This window comes from Nitrosospira sp. Nsp1 (assembly GCF_900100985.1).
GTDB lineage: Bacteria > Pseudomonadota > Gammaproteobacteria > Burkholderiales > Nitrosomonadaceae > Nitrosospira.
In genome coordinates, this window is sequence record NZ_FMUF01000002.1 from 79,153 (window position 1) to 99,126 (window position 19,974).

General features: G+C 52.8%; 17 protein-coding genes. All 17 read left to right on the top strand.

Going from position 1 to position 19,974, the window contains the following annotated elements; genetic code table 11:
* Positions 1–2: 2 nt before the first annotated feature.
* The 17 genes from BLP78_RS01475 (at position 3) to BLP78_RS01555 (ending at position 19,851) form a co-directional block, all read left to right on the top strand.
* Positions 3–407 (top strand): ExbD/TolR family protein, encoded by a 405-nt coding sequence (locus tag BLP78_RS01475; protein ID WP_025041348.1) that lies wholly within the window; start codon positions 3–5, stop codon positions 405–407.
* Between the two features lie 3 nt (positions 408–410).
* A complete protein-coding gene (locus tag BLP78_RS01480; RefSeq protein ID WP_090455735.1) occupies positions 411–1,076 on the top strand; it encodes an energy transducer TonB family protein in 666 nt (221 codons plus the stop codon).
* A gap of 23 nt (positions 1,077–1,099) precedes the next feature.
* Positions 1,100–2,797 carry a putative porin gene (locus BLP78_RS01485; RefSeq protein WP_090456010.1) on the top strand — a complete coding sequence of 566 codons (1,698 nt, stop codon included), beginning with the start codon at positions 1,100–1,102 and terminating at the stop codon, positions 2,795–2,797.
* Positions 2,798–2,946: 149 nt separating this feature from the next.
* A complete protein-coding gene (locus BLP78_RS01490) occupies positions 2,947–3,576 on the top strand; it encodes a DNA repair protein (RefSeq protein ID WP_090456013.1) in 630 nt (209 codons plus the stop codon).
* Between the two features lie 594 nt (positions 3,577–4,170).
* Entirely contained in the window at positions 4,171–4,515 is a 345-nt protein-coding gene (locus BLP78_RS01495) for a hypothetical protein (protein WP_090455737.1), read from the top strand.
* A 140-nt stretch (positions 4,516–4,655) separates the two neighbouring features.
* On the top strand, positions 4,656–5,420 hold the full coding sequence (locus tag BLP78_RS01500) for a complement resistance protein TraT (RefSeq protein ID WP_090455739.1): 765 nt from the start codon (positions 4,656–4,658) through the stop codon (positions 5,418–5,420).
* A gap of 182 nt (positions 5,421–5,602) precedes the next feature.
* A complete protein-coding gene (locus BLP78_RS01505) occupies positions 5,603–5,956 on the top strand; it encodes a Spy/CpxP family protein refolding chaperone (protein WP_090455742.1) in 354 nt (117 codons plus the stop codon).
* Positions 5,957–6,669: 713 nt separating this feature from the next.
* Positions 6,670–7,233, top strand: a complete 564-nt coding sequence (locus BLP78_RS01510) for an anthranilate synthase component II (RefSeq protein ID WP_090455744.1) — start codon at positions 6,670–6,672, stop codon at positions 7,231–7,233.
* Between the two features lie 65 nt (positions 7,234–7,298).
* Positions 7,299–8,351 carry an anthranilate phosphoribosyltransferase gene (gene trpD / locus BLP78_RS01515; protein WP_090455746.1) on the top strand — a complete coding sequence of 351 codons (1,053 nt, stop codon included), beginning with the start codon at positions 7,299–7,301 and terminating at the stop codon, positions 8,349–8,351.
* Positions 8,352–8,354: 3 nt separating this feature from the next.
* Entirely contained in the window at positions 8,355–9,194 is an 840-nt protein-coding gene (gene trpC / locus BLP78_RS01520; RefSeq protein WP_090455748.1) for an indole-3-glycerol phosphate synthase TrpC, read from the top strand.
* 263 nt (positions 9,195–9,457) lie between these two features.
* Positions 9,458–10,723 (top strand): porin, encoded by a 1,266-nt coding sequence (locus BLP78_RS01525; protein WP_090455750.1) that lies wholly within the window; start codon positions 9,458–9,460, stop codon positions 10,721–10,723.
* Positions 10,724–11,222: 499 nt separating this feature from the next.
* A complete protein-coding gene (hpnH, locus tag BLP78_RS01530) occupies positions 11,223–12,329 on the top strand; it encodes an adenosyl-hopene transferase HpnH (RefSeq protein WP_090455752.1) in 1,107 nt (368 codons plus the stop codon).
* Positions 12,330–12,612: 283 nt separating this feature from the next.
* Complete coding sequence (locus BLP78_RS01535; RefSeq protein WP_090455754.1) at positions 12,613–13,242, top strand: HpnM family protein; 630 nt, start codon at positions 12,613–12,615, stop codon at positions 13,240–13,242.
* Positions 13,243–13,294: 52 nt separating this feature from the next.
* Complete coding sequence (locus tag BLP78_RS01540; RefSeq protein WP_090455757.1) at positions 13,295–15,952, top strand: MMPL family transporter; 2,658 nt, start codon at positions 13,295–13,297, stop codon at positions 15,950–15,952.
* Between the two features lie 221 nt (positions 15,953–16,173).
* Positions 16,174–16,953 (top strand): MlaA family lipoprotein, encoded by a 780-nt coding sequence (locus BLP78_RS01545; RefSeq protein WP_090455759.1) that lies wholly within the window; start codon positions 16,174–16,176, stop codon positions 16,951–16,953.
* A gap of 217 nt (positions 16,954–17,170) precedes the next feature.
* The gene (gene shc, locus BLP78_RS01550) at positions 17,171–19,111 is read left to right on the top strand and encodes a squalene--hopene cyclase (RefSeq protein WP_090455761.1); all 1,941 of its coding nucleotides are present in this window, start codon (positions 17,171–17,173) and stop codon (positions 19,109–19,111) included.
* Positions 19,108–19,851 (top strand): phosphorylase family protein, encoded by a 744-nt coding sequence (locus tag BLP78_RS01555; protein ID WP_090455763.1) that lies wholly within the window; start codon positions 19,108–19,110, stop codon positions 19,849–19,851. Before shc ends, BLP78_RS01555 begins: the two co-directional genes overlap by 4 nt.
* The last annotated feature ends 123 nt before the right edge of the window (positions 19,852–19,974 follow it).

The following is a 19,974-nucleotide window of genomic DNA, read 5'->3' on the forward strand; positions in this document are numbered from 1 at the left end:
TCATGAAACTTCAGGAAGACAACGAGCTTTACGACGAAATCAATGTCGTGCCCATGCTGGATCTCGCCTATGTGTTGCTGGTAATTTTCATCATCATGACAACAGCATCGGTACAGGGAATAAAGGTCAATTTGCCCAAGGCCAGCAATTCTCCCAGTCTGGCCAAGCCCCAGACCAAGGCGATCACGATCAACGAAAGCGGGCAGATTTTTCTGGATGCCTATCCGGTAACGCTGGATGAATTACGAACCCGGTTGGGCGAATTGAGAGCTGCCAATCCCGAGCTGCCGGTCGTGGTCAAGGGAGATACGGTAGTGCAGTACGGCAAGGTAATGGAAGTGCTTGAATTACTGGGGCAACTGGATATTACGCAGTTGGGCCTTGTCACCCAGAGACTGGTGAAGTAGTGCATGGAAGAATCAAGCGAAGACCAAAGGCCGGCCTGGGTGCGCTGGGGCGTCGTTTTACTTGTCGTGAGCGGCGCGGTCACGCTGGGATTGTGGCTGAAAGATTTTCTGGGAAGTGACCAGCCGCCGCCGAAGCCATCGCTTCAGCAGATCACCTTGATCAAGCCGCCACCTCCGCCACCCCCTGAGCAAAAGCCGCCGGAGCCTGTTGTAAAGGAAGAGATCAAGCTTTCCGAGCCCGATCCTGAACCAATGGATCAGGCGGATGAACCGCCGCCAGGGCCGGATCTGGGTGTGGATGCGGAGGGAACCGGCAGCGGCGATGGGTTTGGGCTCGTAGGAAAAAAAGGCGGGGCCGATTTGATCGGTGGCTCCAAAGGGAATCCATGGGCCTGGTATGACGCCATAGTGAACGATGCGCTGAATTCCGCTTTTCAGGATGCGTTGGCGCGCGAGAAGGCGCTCAAGGACAAAAGCTACAAGGTGGTGGTGAAGGTGTGGATCGATGCCGGAGGGAAAGTGGCGCGAATTATGCTGGTCGATAACACCGGAGATGCAAAGGTTGATGAGTTACTCAAGGATGTGCTGCAGAACCTGCGGGCCATGCGAGAGGGTCCGCCTGCCGATATGCCGCAGCCGTTGAAAATACGCGTGACCTCGCGCGCCTGATGGGTCTGGAGAAGAAAAATAAAATGAAGATCCTTATGATGCTCTCGGCTGCCGTCGTGATAGCGGTATTTGCGAGCGGCGCCCAGGCAAGAACCGAGGAGCGCCAGAAGGTCGAGATTCTGTATGAGACCACCTTGAATCTGATCCATCTTCTGGTTGAGCAGGGCGTGATCAAGCGGGAGGCGGCTAACGAAATGATCCGAAAGGCGGAAGAAAAAGCCAGGGTTGCGCAGCAAGCCCAGGAAAAAGCCTCACCACCCGCTGTCGAGGGACCGAAAAAGGGTGAGGTGCGCGTTACTTATGTGCCCGAACATATCAAGAAGGAAATTCGCGATGAATTGCGCGACGCGGTGGTGGGACAAGCCAAGCAGGAAGGTTGGGGCGATGTGAATGTCGTACCCGAGTGGGCTAGCCGCTTCAAGCTGGAAGGAGACATACGCCTGCGCGAACAGGCCGACTTTTACGCCAGTACCAATGCGCCCGCCGCTAATTTTCAGGCCATTGGCCAGCAGATCGACAATACCACCGAGGACAGCCTTCACCGCGAAAGGCTCCGCATGCGTCTCGGCATTAATGCCAACGTCACTCGTGGAGTGGATATGGGGTTGCGCTTGACCACCGGTAATATCAATGATCCCGCGACGACGGGGAGCATACTGGGAGGGCCGTTATCCATGGGATCTCCCACATCCACCCTTCAGACGCTGGGAACATTCAATAGTAAATTCGGCTTTGTGCTGGATCAGGCTTACCTCAAGCTCTCCCCCTGGGACTGGATCACGGTTAAAGGTGGACGTTTCCCCAATCCCTTTTTCGTCGGCACCGTGGGAGACGTATACACCGGCACCATCAGGGACGTGCCTCACACGATACCGACGGCCGGGGTCATACATACCGATCTGTTATGGGATGCCGACCTGAACTTTGAAGGTCTTGCGATCAATCTTCATCCGTGGCTCAAAGAAAACAGAACCATGAAACCGTTCCTCAACGCAGGGATATTTCCCTTGCAGCAAATCAACCAAAGCGAGACGGTCAAGGCTAAGGATAAATGGTTCTACGGGGCTCAGGCGGGCGTGGAATGGATCCCGGACGAACTCGACACTAAAGTCAGGGTTGGAGCCGCTTATTACGACTACCGCAATATCAGCGGGGTCCGCAACCCGGCCTTCGGAGATACCCTGTTCAATCAGACGGCCACCCTGTTCCGGCAGAAAGGCAACAGCCTCTTTAACATCGATAACGATGGGGATCCCACCACCAACCTATGGGCCCTGGCAGCGGATTATCGCATCGCCAACGTCACCATGGTGGCTGACTACTCCCGATTCAAGCCCATCCACGTTGTTGGAACCGTGGACTATGCACGGAATGTGGGCTACAACCAGAACAGGATATTCACCCGTACCGGGCAGAATATCAAGCCCGAAACCGATGCCTATCAGATTCGCTTGACGGTTGGCTACCCTGTTATCTCGGAGCGGCACCAATGGCAGATCTTCGGCTTCTATCGTTATTCGGAGCGGGACTCGATGCTGGATGCCTTTACGGATTCCAATTACCTTTTGGGCGGTACCAATCATAAGGGCTACACCATCCATGGTTTATACGGCGTGGCCCATAACACCTGGTTTGGACTTCGATATAACTCTTATAACCAGATTAGCGGCTTGCCGCTGGGCATCGACTCGATCAATCTGGATCTGAATGCCAGGTTCTGAAGTGCGCGACCGTATGACGGCGATACAGCGCTGTCATTGTGGGCATGGTGGATGTGGTGCGTTTTGCGGCGGCGAACTTAGTGCCTTTATTACGTGGCGTTTGTTTCATCGGTGATCATCGTTTCGTTGCAACCGGGAAAGGTTCCTGTATGAATAACGGTAAGGCAGTGGGTTTGCGCTTGTTGTGCCAGGTAATAGCTGTCGCGCTTCTGGCGACCTCGTGGCCATCCGACGCCATCGCTGCCAATGATAAGGATCAAAAAAAACAGAGGCAGGCGCTACGACGCATGCAACAGCAATTAAGCGAGATCCAGCAGCAACGATCGGCGTTGGACCAGGAGAAGACAATGCTGGAGGAAACGTTAAAAAAAACCCGCGATGAAACCGAATCTCACAGGCGATCCGCCGCGAGTGTTGCCGCCAAAATCCCTCGTCTTGAAAAAGACCTCGATGCGGCAAGCACGGAAAGAAAGGAATTGCGCTCCCAGCTTGATGAAGCGACCAAGCGGAATGAAGAATTATCCGGTCAACGGAATCAACTGGAACAGGACCTGAAGAATTCCACAACCGTGCTCGGGAAGCAAAACGACCAAAGGAAGCTCTGTGAAAAAAATAATGACGAGCTTTATCGAATAGGCCGGGAACTGGTCGATTGGTATGGCGGCAAGGGGACCTTGAACGCCATCCTGGAGGTGGAACCTTTTACTCAGATCAAGCGCGCCGAAATGGAAAATCTGCTTGAAAACTATCGCGACAAGATTGAAGACCAGCATTTGTAACTTCACTGAGTCATTAATTCATGTACAGAATCGACCGGCGGATTCGATGATTTGATCGGCGGTTTTATGCCAGACGAAAGGAGTCGGTGTTGGTTATAGACCGCAAGATAATCGCGGATGGCGCGCAAACCAGGTGCGCACCGACGGGGTTTTTCCTTCGCCGGCACACGAGTACGTAAAGAAAAGCCTTGATCTCAATACCTTCCCTTCCTGATAAAGGAGCCACCGGTTTTAACGCGACAATCACGTTTCCCTCTTTAGTCCCCGGGCACCGCTTTGTTTAAAGAATCTGTTCCGGCATTCTTTTTCAGGAATTTGATAATGCCGCGGAAGGGTTAATCACAGTGTTAATTTCTTGATCTTAGCAATTAATCGACCTATCGGTGGACTGGAACAATTCCGCCGTTCCGGAACCGGAAATCTACGCTATGTTGGCTGGATTAATCGAAACATGGAAACGACAAAGTAAGTAAAAAAGTAGAGTTGCTTGTTCGAAAAATTACATTGCGCACTTGCTGTAAATAAAAAATTTACGTTCCAAAAAAACTTACTTATACTCAGCAGTAGGGATATTAATCAGATTGGAGACATGAAATGGTAACCACGGGTAATAAGAACGTTTTCTACGGGTTTCTGCTTTTTGCTTTCACACAGAGCGCTGTTGCATGGTCACAGAATCTGGAGGAAATCCAGAGGCGATTCAATGAGGAAACAATTTCCAAGCCCTTTATTGTTCCGGATGATGCGAGCCTGACAGCATCCCTCAAAGCTGCGACGGAGAGGGGAACGCCGACCAAATCTCCTGCCTATGTTGTGCCCAACATGCCGTTGCTCGGCGGGTATGGTTACGGGGGGTATGGTTATGGCGGTTATGTTCGCCCTTATTATGGCGGACTTTATGGAGGGGGCTACAGCCCATTCTACGGAGGCTGGTGGTAAAATTTTCCGGAAGTATGGATTCATCGGGAAGATCCGTGTAGTTCAATAGCATACTGGCGGCAGTTGAATAAGAAAAATAATAAATGCTTTCTTATTAGCTCAGTCCGAAGTAATTTAGTCATTAATAAAAAGGGGAGAAAATGAGTTACTTGAAAGGTAAAGGTATTACGCTGGCCGGTTTCATGGTGTTTTCGATGATATTAAGCGGTTGTGCCGCCGTGCATACGTCAATAGCCAAAAAGGATCTGGACGTTCAAACAAAAATGAGCGATACCATTTTTCTTGATCCAGTTGAGCCGGATCAAAAAGTTATTTATTTAAATGTCCGGAATACGTCCGACAAGGCAAACTTTGATATCGTCGGTCCTGTTGCAAGAGTGCTTGAAGGAAAAGGCTATACCATTACCAATAATCCGAAAGCGGCCCATTATTGGCTCCAGGTAAATGTCCTGAGCGTGGACAAGGCCAGCCCAACAGCTGCGCAAGCTGCTTTGGGGGCGGGCTATGGCGGCAGTATTGCTACCGGGGCTGCAGTGGGCATGGCAACGGGCGGCGCGCTGGCCGGTTGGGGGGGCGCCGGTATCGGCGGATTGGCCGGTGCCGCGGCTTTTGGTATCGTGGACACTGTCGCGAGTGCCGCAGTGAAGGATGTCATGTTCATGGCCATTACCGATGTTGAAATCGCCGAACGGGCCGAGCAAGGCGTTGTCATTCGACAAGATAATCAGCAGGATGCCAAGCAAGGGATCGGCGGATCAAGAAGGCAGTCATCTACCAAGGTCAGCAACATGAACAAGTATCGCACTCGTGTTGTCAGCACGGCCAATAAGGTAAATCTGGTGTATGACGAAGCGGCCCCGGATTTGACGAATGGATTAACGCGCTCTATTTCTGGACTTTTCTAGTTTTTCTGCTGGAGTGACTTCAGTTACGATGATCGTAACCAAAGTCGCTCCTGTCTCCGCCAGCGCTCGAATCATATCCACCTTTCTTTATCGGGAACCGCCTGATTCCGGTCAATTCGGGCGATTACTCCACCATAAGTCCATAAGTAAATAATCACCATATAAAACCAAGAGAAATAATAATGAATAAAAAACTGATAAATATCTCACTGGTTTTGGGCCTTCTTTTGACTCCTGTTGCCAGCCATTCTCAACAAAACGACACGGCATCTGCTGATAGGAAAAAAGGAATCGAGCACATGAGTAAAGAGCTGGGCTTTAGCGCAGACCAGCGAACCAAGGTTGAAGTCATTTTCGATACGGAGAGAAAGAAAGTCGATGCTATTTTCGATGAGGAAAAGCAAAAATTGCAAAAAGTGCAGCAGGAAACGCGGTCAAGTCTCCAAGGAGTGCTCACGCCGGAGCAGATGAATAAACTGGATCAAAAGATGCGTCAAAATGCTCAGCGCGATCCAAAGAAAAAAGCAGGATCGTGAAAACCGGGCTCTCGAAAATTGAGGTTTGAAACGTGGAGTGTCGAGACGAGGCGGTTCCGCATTTCAAGAAGATCGACGAGACTCCTTCAAGTAGGTACATGACCTGCTCCTTTCATTTGCTTCATAACGTAGTAGAGTCCGATTCTCAGGAAAGCAGTACCCAGCGCCTCTGGGGATAGAACAAGTTTCGTGCGTTGACTTCGGATAGCAGAGAATTACCGTCGATCCTGGTGCATAAATCATTACCGTGCTTTTAACCCCTGGCATATGAACAGGGATGTCGAGAAAACAAGCTATCCGATCACGCAGTTTTGGCTTGGGCATAATAATAGGGGGTTGTTACCAAGGGAATTGAGCGGACGCCAAGCATCGTGAAGCTGGATAAGCCAGCCCGCTCTCTCCTGATAGCTTGCCGTCATTCCTCTTCCGAAAGAGGATTATTCTTCGGTTTTATTCAACGCTTTTCGCGCGATAATCCACGATACTGCTCGACCCGGTCCACGCAGTGACATAAGGGCCGTCCCTGAAATACATGGATACGGATACCTTTGGTATTTTTATTCCCCATTCTTCGGTCATCTCATCTTATCCTTGTCCGGTCGTTGCGGAGCAGGGATAATATCAAGTTCTCTTCCATGCTCTTCTCCTATGCCCGACATGAAAAGGCGAGACATAAAGGATTTTTATCTATTTTCCCAGGATAAGTTTCCATAATGCTGTTGATGATCGACAATTACGATTCTTTCACCTACAACCTGGTACAGTATTTTGGCGAACTGGGCGAGGAAGTGAGGGTGTTTCGCAATGATGAAATCACATTCGATGAAATTGCGCGGCTAAAGCCCGCGCGCATCGTGATTTCACCGGGTCCCTGCACGCCAGATGAAGCAGGCATATCGGTATCGTTAATTGAGCATTACAACAGTCAAGTTCCCATACTGGGCGTCTGTCTGGGTCACCAGAGCATAGGACAGGCTTTCGGCGGGAAAATCATCCACGCCAGACAGCTCATGCATGGCAAAACGTCGCTTATCTTTCACAGTGGCGCCGGCGTATTTCGTGATTTGCCAAACCCGTTCACCGCGACTCGCTATCATTCGCTGGTCATAGAGCGCGAGAGCCTTCCAGCGTGCCTTGAAATCACTGCATGGACTGAAGATGGGGAGATCATGGGCGTGCGCCACAAGACTCTGCCGGTCGAAGGCCTGCAATTTCACCCGGAATCCATCCTGACGGAATACGGACACCAGTTGCTGGAAAACTTTCTGAGCCAATAAGGGCAATCTGAATGGCCTTTGGATAGGCCATGTGAAGCGGATGCACTCCGGAAAAGGAAGGATTTATGAAGCCTCAAGAAGCGCTGGCCCGCATCATCGAACATCGTGAAATTTTTCACGATGAAATGCTTTCACTCATGCGGCAGATCATGCGTGGCGAGTTGTCACCCGTACTGATCGCTGCTATCGTCACCGGACTGCGGGTTAAGAAAGAAACCATTGGTGAAATCGCCGCCGCGGCACAGGTGATGCGCGAATTTGCTACCCGCGTGGAAGTAGCGGATAACCGGCATCTCGTGGATACATGCGGGACCGGAGGCGATGCCGCCCACACTTTCAATATTTCAACTACCGCGGCTTTTGTCGCGGCGGCTGCGGGGGCACGGGTCGCCAAGCACGGTGGGCGCTCCGTCTCCAGCAAATCGGGTAGTGCGGACGTGCTTGAGGCTCTTGGTGTCAACCTCAACCAGACCCCTGGTCAGGTAGCCGAAGACATAAAGGAAATCGGCCTCGGATTCATGTTCGCTCCCAATTTTCACAGCGCCATGAAACATGCCGCACCGGTGAGGCGTGATCTGGGCGTGCGCACCCTGTTTAATATCCTGGGGCCGCTGACCAATCCTGCCGGGGCAAGAAATCAGTTGCTGGGCGTATTTCATCCCGATCTCGTCGGTATATTGGCTCGGGTACTGCAGCGCCTGGGCAGCCGCCACGTGATGGTGGTCCACGGCAGAAATGGGCAAGGTGGATTGGACGAGATCACCATCGCCGGCGAAACCTGGGTAGGTGAACTCAGGCACGGCGAGGTGATTGAATATACTATCAAACCCGAAGATTTCGGCATGAGTACCGCTGCCATTGAGTCGATACAGGCACAAGATAGTATTCAATCCAGAAAGATGTTGCTGTCGGTGCTGGATAATCAACCCGGCCCGGCCCGCGATGTCGTATTGCTCAACGCAGGCGCGGCGGTCTACGTTGCCGGTGTAGCGGAATCACTGGAGCAAGGTTTGGAAAAAGCCCACGTCGCGATAGAGAGCGGTGCAGCCAAGGCAAAATTGCTGGAGCTGGTCGAATTCTCAAATCGTGAAAATCGGAATGAAGCTTCCCGGGTTTAGTCTATGGTCGACATTCTGCAAGAGATTTTAGCCGTCAAGCAGCAGGAGATCGCTGCCGCAAAGGCTGTGAGGCCGCTTGACGAATTGTATCGCGAAGCCGAGGCCGTGCCCCATCCCAGGGATTTTGCCGGGGCACTCCGCAATAAGATGGGTGCCGGGTTGCCGGCGGTCATTGCGGAAATCAAGAAAGCCAGCCCCAGCCGAGGTGTCTTGCGGGAGCAGTTCGACCCGGCTGCCATCGCGGCCACCTATGCGAGACATGGAGCAGCCTGTCTGTCGGTATTAACCGATAACCGGTTTTTCAGCGGTTGCGCGGAGTATTTAAGGCAGGCCAAGGCCGCTTGTGATCTGCCGGTATTGCGCAAGGATTTCATGCTGGATCAGTATCAGGTGGTTGAGGCCCGCGCGATGGGAGCGGATTGCATCCTGGTTATCGTGGCGGCCTTCCGCAAGGCTTCTCTCATGACTGGAGAGTGCCGGCAAGAGACGGAAATAGTAGCTCGGATGCTCGAGCTTGAATCGCTCGCGCACGCGCTCGACATGGGGGTGCTGGTTGAGGTACATGACGGTGCGGAGCTGGAGCTCGCGTTGCAATTAAGTTCCTCCCTGATCGGCATCAACAATCGCAACCTGCATACGTTCGAAACTCGCCTGGACACTACGCTGCAATTGCTTGATCGCATTCCGCCCGATCGCATTGTAATAACCGAAAGCGGCATACTCGTACCCGCCGATGTCGTGCTGATGCGCAATCATCAGGTCAATGCCTTTCTCGTGGGCGAAGCTTTCATGCGCGCCGATGATCCGGGGGCGGAGCTGGCGCGACTGTTTGGGCAGGATTGACACACAAGCGTTACGGTTTACCATGCCCGAACCGGCGCTTACCTTTTACCTGGATCGCGAGCCGAACCTTTTTGTTGCAAAAAAGCAACACATACATCTTCCATACTTCGAAAGTCTCGTTATTTCCTTGCTAGCCGTTGCTACGTTAGGCACAATCTCTCAACCCTCTCATTCAGAGAGGTCCAAGCAGCGGGACACTACATCACCGAAATAGGGTCGGTGAGAGGCACCCCACCGTTTCAACTTTAAAGGAGATTTTCCATATGAAAAAGAAACTGATTGCACTGGCTGCTGCTGGTGCACTCGCGGCCCCGGTGGTTGCATCCGCTCAGGGGACGAACGTCACAATTTTTGGCCGGGTACAAGCTGAATACAGCCTCGTCGATTTTGCTAGCCAACCCAGCCAAGGATCGCTGCAAGACAACTCCCGCTCATCACGTTGGGGTCTGCATATTACCGAGGATCTCGGCAATGGATTCAGGGCAAATGCCCGTCTGGAAATGGGCTTGAACGCCGGTTCCGGCTCAGCCACCACACCTCGTGAGCAATGGGTGGGTCTTTCCAGCAACCAGTGGGGTGATGTCAAATTTGGCCGCGTTCAATCTCCCTTCAAGGACTTCGCCGGTGGTATGACCATTGATCCGTTTGCGTACACCACGCTGCAAGCCAACGGTGCCGGCGGTACCATGTCTGCTGGCGCCAACGGTATGGGTTCCGGTGCAAATGGCTTTGTCAACAGTGCCATCCGCTACGACTCGGCAACGATAGAGGGTTTCTCTTTTTCCGGCCTGCTTATGCCGGGTGATGCAAACACGCTCGATCCCCTGCAATCCGGCAGCCTGATTGCTGGTTTCGCTCCGGGTGGATTGGGCAGCCAAGGCAATACCGGCGGTAGAAACGGTGAGTTCGACGGCCAGGCTGCTGCCAAATATCATGCCGATTTCATGGGCATGGGGTTTGATGTGTTCGGTGGTTACTCCAGGGACAATGCCAATGGAGTACAAAAGAGCATCGGCCTCAAAACGGAAGAAGTATGGCGAGTTGGTGCTTCATGGGCCTGGGAGAACTTCAAGCTCAGCGGCCAATATGAAAATATCAACAATGCAATCGGCTCCGCCACTTGTACCACAGCTGCTGCGCTGGTAGCGAATCCGCTCGACGCCGCTGGTAGCGGCACAGGACAGTGCAATTCCGCAATGAACTGGGGTGGCGATGGCAACATCTGGTTTGCAGGCGCGCAATACAAATGGGGCAACACCACTTTGGTAGCTCAAGGCGGTATGACCAAAGCCCACGCGGGTGGCGTCAATAATGCAGCAGCACGCAAGGCTGATAGCTTTACGGTAGGTGCAATCCATAATCTGAGCAAGCGCACAAGCGTGTTCGGTGGTTATCAGCACGTGTATGTGAGCAATCCGAATGGTTCAGATGCAAATAATCTTGGCACCTCTACTGTCAGCTACGCTGCTCCCAGCTATGCAACAGGTAGTCGTGCTACCTACACGATTGGCATCCGTCACAATTTTTAATTGAAACGAACCAGTTGAGAATGGGGCGCCTAGGCGCCCCATTTTTTTCCTTCTTTTATGGAATCGGCTCCTCCCTGAAAATCGAAGCGGAAGGGGATCGAGCATAGCGAAAAACCGCCATTACGTCCGCGTTGAGGGTTGTTCGGAGCCTCATTAGACCCTGAAAATGTTGTGTGTTTAGTTTGAAAAATATCCGTGCTAATATGCTGTTGTAACAAGAATGTAAGCGAAAAAAATGACTGGAACCTGATCTGTCGCAGGGCGCTTCGATGTAGCGGAATGAACAGCTTTTTGACCCGGAATGCATGATGGGTCAGGGGTTGGAAACCGGAGTACTGGCGAGCAACTTGCAAGTATGCAAGAGTGGGATATGGGATCGTCCGGAGATCAGAACGTATTCTGACTATCAAGTTCGGTATGGGAAAATAACAGAAAAAACTGGGCACTTATTGCCTGTGGCTATCAATCGGTTTTATACAAGTTTTTGGAGGGTTTACTCATGGGAGTTCCTTTACGTCAACAAATAGCTGTAGGCACTTATCTGCTCAAGCAAAAGTTGAAAGGGGTAAAAAAATATCCTATGGTTCTGATGCTGGAGCCTCTGTTTCGTTGCAATTTGGCTTGTGCAGGCTGCGGTAAAATAGACTATCCGGACCACATCCTGGACCAGCGGCTTTCTGTTGAACAATGCATGGAGGCGGTTGATGAGTGCGGTGCGCCAATGGTATCCATTCCCGGGGGGGAGCCGCTGATACATAAGGAAATGCCGCAAATTGTTGAGGGTATCATTGCGCGGAAGAAGTATATTTACCTGTGCACGAATGCGCTCCTGTTGAAGAAAAAGATGGACGACTATACGCCGTCGCCTTATCTGACTTTTTCAATCCATCTGGATGGCCTGAAAGAGCGGCATGATGCTTCGGTTTGCCAGGATGGTGTTTTTGACCGGGCAGTTGAAGCCATAAAAATGGCGGTGGCAAGAGGGTTCAGGGTCACCGTAAACTGTACCCTGTTCCAGGGCGAGACGCCCGAGGATGTTGCCGAGTTTCTTGATTATGCCATGGAGCTAGGTATCGAAGGCGCAACCATCGCGCCGGGATTCAGCTATGAACGCGCCCCGAGACAAGACATCTTTATCAAGGGGAAGGATACCAAGAATCTATTTCGAGGTATCTTCAAGTTGGGCAAGACGCGGAACTGGAAATTGAATCATTCCTCGCTTTATCTTGATTTTCTTGCAGGTAACCAGAATTATCAGTGTACCCCTTGGGGCAATCCGACGCGCAACGTGTTCGGATGGCAAAAGCCTTGCTACTTATTGTCGGATGAAGGATATGCGTCCAGTTTTCAGGAACTGCTGGAGGACACCCCGTGGGAAAAATACGGTAACAGTAGCAATCCCAAGTGTGCCCAGTGCATGGCCCATTGTGGCTATGAGGCGACCGCCGTTGAAGATATGTTACAGCATCCGGTGAAGGCATTACTCACCTCCCTCAGGGGTCCGAGAACCACTGGTCCGATGGTGGCTGAGTCCACACCTAAATGGGCGTCCGAAAAACTGAAATCTCCAGCAACACTCGCTGGAATTCCTGTTAAGGTAGAATGATAAACCAGGGTTATTGTCGTGCCCTTAAAGCCCGCACGCCGGCTTTAAGGGCACCGGAAACCCGGTTTCCTCATGATGACTCGCTGTCCACAATGAGTCCATGGGGCGCGGCCTTTATCGACGCTTGTGACTCCCGGCCTTAAACAGATGGGGCAGCCATGGCAGGTTTAATCCAGTCATGGTAGCGCCCAGCCCATCGGGTATAACGTTTGGCCGACTGATCAGGCCTCACTTCGGCGCTACGGCGTATAGCGCGATTAGCGTTGCTATAAAGGTTGTCAATATGAAAATCCTGCGCGCCATTACGTCCGCTTTGAAATTTCAGGTGATAGCAGTCATGTTGCTGGCTGCGCCTGTATCCTGGGCCGAGACCCAGGATACCTCCAGCCCGGAACAGGTAGTGAATGACCTGCACGAGTCGCTTATCAAGGCGATGCGAGAAGGGCCGAAACTCGGATATGAAGGTCGCTATGAATTGCTGGCCCCTGTTATTGATCGCACCCACGATCTTGATTTTATCGCCCGCACTACGCTAGGGGCTAACTGGACTCAACTGGATGCCGAGCAACAGCGCACGTTCAAGGACATTTTCCGAAAGCTCAGCATTGGTACCTACGTGGGTTGGTTCAAAAGTTACGAAGGTGAGCGGTTCGAATTTATAGAGCAACAATCGATGCCGCGGGATCAGATAATGGTACGCAGCAAGCTTTTTTTACCGACCGGCGAGCCCGTACGTTTCGACTATATCCTCCGGAATGGGAAGGATGGATGGCGCATTGTCAACGTCCTGGCTGACGGCGTCAGCGATCTCGCACTGAAACGGGTCGAGTACCGTGCTATCCTCCAGCGTGATGGTTTCGCGACACTCATCGACATGCTCAAGAAAAAGATCATCCTGACCGAGCAAGGTTAAAAAAAACCTGGGCAGCACCGAGGATTGATCGTCCTAAATTGCTTCCTCAAGGATGGCCATACCAACCAAAGCTTCTCACAGCCGCATATACGACATCTTCGCGCGCTGGTCCACACTCTCTTACCAATACGCCGCCTGGATTCTTCTGGGGGCTTTGTTGGTCACTGTCGTATGCGGATTTTATGTTTCGCGTAACCTCGGTATAAACACCGATACCACGGACATGCTCTCGGAGCATCTGCCGTTTCGCGTCAATATGAAGCACTACAACGAGACGTTCCCGCAGGACATGGAAACCCTGCTGGTGGTGCTGGACGCTCCCACGCCCGAGCAGGTATATCTGGCAACCGAACGTCTTGCCGCACAGCTTAAAAAAGATACCGCCAGTTTTTACGATGTCTACACGCCTAATGTGGACGTTTTTTTTGAGCGTAACGGCTTGCTCTACGAAAGTATTCCCGAGCTGGAACAAATCACCGATCGCCTGGCCGCGGCACAACCGCTCATAGCGCATATCTCCGAAAACCCCACCTTGTCGTCTTTTGCTTCCGTGCTTGCCCGAGCCGTGGACGAGTTGCGCGAGGGACGCAGCATGGAGCTTCAACCCGTGCTGAACGGGATAAGCGCAACTTTTGACGCACGGCTCAATGGATCGCCCCGGGCCTTATCGTGGCAATCACTGTTCAACGGAGAACCGCAGAAGAATAAGTACCAGCAGTTGATCGTAGTTAAACCGAAACTTGATTACACGCAGCTATCACCGGCGGAGCAGTCCATCGCAGCCCTTTATGCAGCAGCAAAAGATGTCGGCGTGTCGGAAAATGGACCGGTTCGGTTGCGAATTACCGGCGAGGTAGCGCTGGCTGAGGAGGAGCTCAACAGCTCGCTGCGCGGAATGGAGTATGCCGGGATCATTACATTTGTAATGGTCGCCATCGTGCTCTACTTCGCGATGCATAATGCGGGGCTGATAATTAATGTGCTCGTTTGCCTGACGATGGGTTTGCTTCTTACCGCAGCGTTTGCCACTGCGGCGGTCGGCCACCTGAATCTGATCTCTATCGCATTTGCAGTGCTATATATCGGCCTGGGGGCCGATTTTGCCATCCATTTTCTGCTCCGATATCGTGAGATCCTGGAAAGCGGTACTTCGCCGGCCGAAGCCATGCACCTGTCCGGTGGTGATGCCGGGGCGGCACTGACCGCGTGTACGATCACCAATGCCATCGGTTTTTACGCATTCATGCCTACCGATTATAGCGGGGTCGCGGAATTGGGGATCATTTCCGGTACCGGCATGGTGATCAGTCTGCTCGTTACCCTTACCATAGGGCCCGCTCTGCTACGTTATTTTCCCAGGAAGTTGTCAACCAAAGCCACCACAAAGAGCTCAGTGGGGAAAGTGCTTGAGCTATCCTTGAAGTGGCACAAGTTGACTTATGCCGTCACTTTCGTCGCTTTGGTTGCTGCTCTTGCAATACTGCCTCGGGTAACATTTGACTATAACCTGCTGAATATGCAAGCGCAGAATGGAGAAGCGATACGGACATTCAAGGAACTTCTTCTGGACGTCGACAATTCCCCCTGGCATGCGACTGCATTGGCCCGCGATCGAAAAGAAGCAGAACGTCTGGCGCAGCAGCTGGCCAAGCTTCCTGAAGTAACCAAGGTGGTCACCATCTTCGACCTGGTGCCAGCAGAGCAGGAAGAGAAAATTTCGCTTATCGAGGAAATGGCTCTTACGATGGGACCGATAACGAATACAACGCAGGCTCGGCCGATGGGCGGTGAAGCCCAGGTAAATCAACGTAAATCCTTGGATACGCTGGCCGCCACATTGGATCGATTTATTGCCGAGCGTCCCGATCATCCCGCATTGGCAAGTGTTCGTGCTCTCAAAGCATCTCTTGCCGCTCTGCTTGTCCGACTCGATGCGGCGAGTGCCGACGAGAGGAGTCACTTGCTGCAGTCAGCGGAGGCCGATCTTCTGACTACACTGCCATCCGCTTTGCAGAGCTTGCGGATTGCTACCGAAGCTGTCCCATTTGGCATGAAGGACCTGCCGGAATCGCTAAGCAGCCGGTGGGAAAGCCGCTCGGGCGAGTACCGGATCGCGGTTTATCCGGCTGAAGATCTTAACGACAACGATGCATTGCGGCGTTTTGTGCGTTCGGTGCAACAAGTCGCGCCGAACGCCACAGGGGCGCCCATGGTGAGCCTTGAAGCAGGTGAGGCGGTGGTGCAGGCATTTATCCAGGCATTCCTGCTGGCGCTGGCGGGGATTGTCATCGCACTGCTGATAATATTGCGCAGCATGAAGTATACCCTGCTGGTGCTGACCCCGCTTTTGCTGTCCAGTTTATTCACTGCCGCGTTCACCGTCGTGTTGAATGTACCGTTCAATTTTGCCAATATCATTGCTTTGCCGCTATTGCTTGGTCTCGGTATCGACAGTAGCCTGCACATGGTGCACCGAAGCCTGAATAACGAGATGGTGAGCGAAGTCTTGATCCACACCAGTACCGCAAGGGCTATTTTCTATAGCGCCTTGACTGCACTGGTCGATTTCGCAAGCCTCATGTTTTCGTCGCATGAAGGTACCGCCAGTATGGGAATAATGCTTACCGTGGGACTGACTTTTACGCTCCTCTGCACCTTGGTAATACTGCCGATCTTATTGAAGGCGCCCGCTCAAAGCATCAAGGTATGATCAAACCTGATGCCGCTGGCGAATGAGTCCGGGAATGAGGATGAAGGGTTGAGAGACCTGTTACCGCCTCTGTCCCGGCGGGCTTATTCTCCCTTTGTTTACGTAAGCGAAGTTATACGCTAAATTGTCATTTATTGTTTATACTCCCGACTTGGAGCGACCGCTGCATTATTAAAGTAGCAATGCCTGGAGATTAGCAGTCATGCCTATCTTAACTGATCATGATACATAACTACCGGACAACCGTTCTGCTGGCAATATGTGCCGTATTGTTCGCGGGATGCGCTACCACACGAACGAGCGACTCCGGTATAAATCCGATTGATCCTAACGAAGAAACCAATCGCAAGTTTTATAACTTCACGGATACGATCGATCGAAACCTGCTGGCGCCAGTTGCTGATGTTTATATAAAATACATACCTGACCCCATGGTGCGTTCGATTGGAAATTTCTATGACAATCTCGCGTATCCGAACGTTATCCTGAACGATTTTCTGCAAGGAAAAGTCCGTCAGGGCTTCCAGGACAGCCTCCGTTTCGTCGTTAATTCAACGGTCGGCCTGGGCGGCTTCTTCGACATGGCGGCGCCCATGGGCTTGCCGCAACATGACGAAGATTTTGGGCAAACACTTGGCGTATGGGGTGTCAATACGGGATCTTATCTTTTTGTTCCTTTGATCGGCCCCAGCACCTATCGTGATGCGCCGGGAATACCTGTAAGCGTTTTCAGCAACCTTTTATTTTATGCGGGCACCTTCGCCAGTAGCGCTATCGTAGGTCCCGTCACGGTTTTAAGCATTATCGATAAAAGAGCAAGGTTATCCGGCCCTATGCGAGTGCGTGACCAGGCGGCGCTGGATCCTTATCTATTTGTGCGAGAGGGGTTTTTGCAACAACGCAAGCATTTGATTTATGATGGAGACCCGCCGCCCGAGAGCTACGAGGACCCGATGGACGAAGACCTCGGGGACGTTCCAGAAGCGGCGGCATCACGCTGAAACCAACGCTCGCAATATGCTTGATTGGCTTGAGGACCGGCCAACATCGATCTCATCGTAAGGCATTTCTCCCTCCCAAGCATCAAACGCGCGTAGCGGCATGGCGCATAGCAAATCCATGCAGAACACAATTTCATGAATTTCTTTCGTTATTTTCTTATCATATGGATGGATTGCATCCTGAATTCCGCCAGAAATTCGACTTGGGTAAAAATTAGTGAATAGATTCGGAGGTACCGCCACATTGTCATCTCAACAGGTTAGCCCAGCCAGCAAGACGTCGCTGGAAGATGGATTGACAGCAGCGCGTGATGCGTTGCTGTCGCTACAGAAACAAGACGGTCATTGGTGTTTTCCGCTGGAGGCAGACTGCACGATCCCGGCGGAGTATGTATTAATGATGCACTTCATGGACGATGTCGATGTAGACCTGGAAGTCAGGCTCGCCCGATTTATCCGTGAAAAACAGGATCTCGATCATGGTGGCTGGCCATTGTATTATGGAGGCCATTTCGACCTCAGCTGTACGATCAAGGCATATTATGCTTTGAAGATCGTAGGTGATTCGCCCGATGCGCCGCACATGACGCGCGCCCGCGCCGCCATTCTAAAACATGGAGGGGCCGCACGGGCGAATGTGTTCACTCGCATACTGCTTGCCATGTACGGTCAACTTCCCTGGCGCGGCGTTCCATTCGTGCCGGTGGAGATCATTTTGCTGCCTCGCTGGTTCCCTTTCCACCTGAGCAAAATTGCTTACTGGTCTCGTACCGTTACAATACCGCTGTCCATTCTATGCAGCTTGAAGGCGCGTGCGGCGAATCCGCGCAAGATTCATGTCCGTGAACTGTTTACGGTACCTCCGGAGGAAGAGCGTGACTATTTTCCGGTTCGCACCCGTCTCAACCGCCTGTTTTTAATAATTGAGCGTACCGCTTCGCTATTCGAGCCGTTCATTCCACAGGCCCTGCGCCGTATTGCAATACGGCGAGCCGAACAGTGGATCGTGGAGCGGCTAAACGGCGAGTGTGGTCTGGGAGGAATTTTTCCTGCCATCGTGAACGCCGGCGAGGCACTGGCATTGCTGGGCTATGCCTACGATCATCCCTATCGGGATCAATGCCGCCAGGCGCTACGCGGGTTGCTGGTGGAGGAAGGCCAACGTGCCTGGTGCCAGCCGTGTACGTCGCCCGTGTGGGACACCGTCCTTACCTGCCTCGCCATGCAGGAAAGCGCCGATGTGGATCAAAAGCCCGTCCGTGAAGCGCTCGACTGGCTCATCCCCAACCAGATACTCGATGCGCCTGCGGATTGGCAGGAAGACCACCCCAACTTGCCAGGCGGTGGCTGGGCCTTCCAGTATGCCAACCCGCATTACCCGGATCTGGACGACACCGCAGCCGTGGCGTGGGCGCTATACCAGGCGGATCCTCTAGCTTATCAGGGGAGTATAGTACGCGCTGCGGACTGGCTTGCGGGAATGCAGTCGCGCGACGGCGGTTTTGCGGCCTTCGACGCCGACAATACCTATTATTATCTCAACGAAATACCATTTGCCGACCATGGCGCATTGCTTGATCCGCCGACCAGCGATGTCACTGCGCGTTGCACCGGTTTTCTCTCATTGTATGGTGAACCCAGGCATAAGCCTGTCGTGGAACGAGGCCTCGCCTATCTGTTTCGCGAGCAGGAACCCTGCGGAGCCTGGTTTGGGCGCTGGGGAAGCAATTATATCTACGGCACCTGGTCAGTCATGGAGGCGTTCCGTTTGGCCCGCGTTGATACCGATCATCTCGCCATTCGCCGTGCGGTGCAGTGGCTGAAGTCAGTGCAGCGCGATGACGGAGGCTGGGGCGAAAGTAACGATACCTACTTCGAACCTCAGCACGCGGGGCAGTTCGAGAGAAGTACCTCTTTTCAGACGGCCTGGGCGCTGTTGGCCCTGATGGCGGCAGGAGACGGGCACAGCCAAGAAGTGCGCAGGGGCATAGAATATCTGCTGCGTGAGCAGGGCACCGATGGATTATGGAATGATCCCTGGTTTACGGCACCGGGTTTTCCACGGGTTTTTTACTTGAGATATTATGGTTATACCAAGTATTTCCCGCTGTGGGCGCTGGCCAGGTTCCATACTTTGACGCGGAAGACCTCTACGTGAGGGAGGTTGGCATCATCACGGCGATGCGGGTGGAAGCTCGATGCATTACCTTGCTCCGTCTGCCCTTCAATCAAAGGATCAGCTTGGGGGAAAGCGCTGCGATCTGGCTTTGCGGGATGGGCGAAGAGGCTGCTCGCGAAGCCGCAGCAGGGTTGAAAATGGGCGGCGCGCGTGCCTTGATGAGTTTTGGGTTTGCCGGCGCATTGGATTCCAGCTTGCGTCCGGGGCACTTGATATTGCCTGAGTCCATCCATGCCCACCAGTCACTGCAAGTCGACCTGAGCTGGCGTGACAGCTTGCGGCAATGTCTGCCTGCCCACCTGAATGTTACCGGCGGCATATTGGCTGCGAGCCGGGGGATGCTGACCTCGGCTGTTGCCAAGCATGAGTTGGCGCAGGCGACCGGTGCTTGCGCAGTGGATATGGAAAGCGGTGCGGTGGCGGAAGCTGCCGCGCATGCGGGCTTGCCATTTCTGGCCATACGGGCGATCTCGGACCCGGTCGACTTTTCGCCGCCTCCAGTTCTACTCGATGCAGTGCGCCCGGATGGAAGCGCCGATCTCGTTCGCCTTCTGCCGCTGCTGGTACGAGGTTCTGTAGCTGTCGGCACGCTGCTTCGCCTGGCGATGGGCTCGCGTGCAGCATGCTCTACCCTGTCGACCGTAGTGCGATATGCCGGCGCGGAAATGGGCGTGAGCACACGCAATTCTGCATCACCTCACGGATATGTGTCAGACTGACAAGCTGGCCGAGTATGATTTCGAGAGGGTACGTAAAGACGGCTGTGGCGCGCTGGAGCAAAATTGCGCCCTGGCAAACCCGACGTCACCTACCGCCTGAATTCGAAAATGAAATAAAGTCAT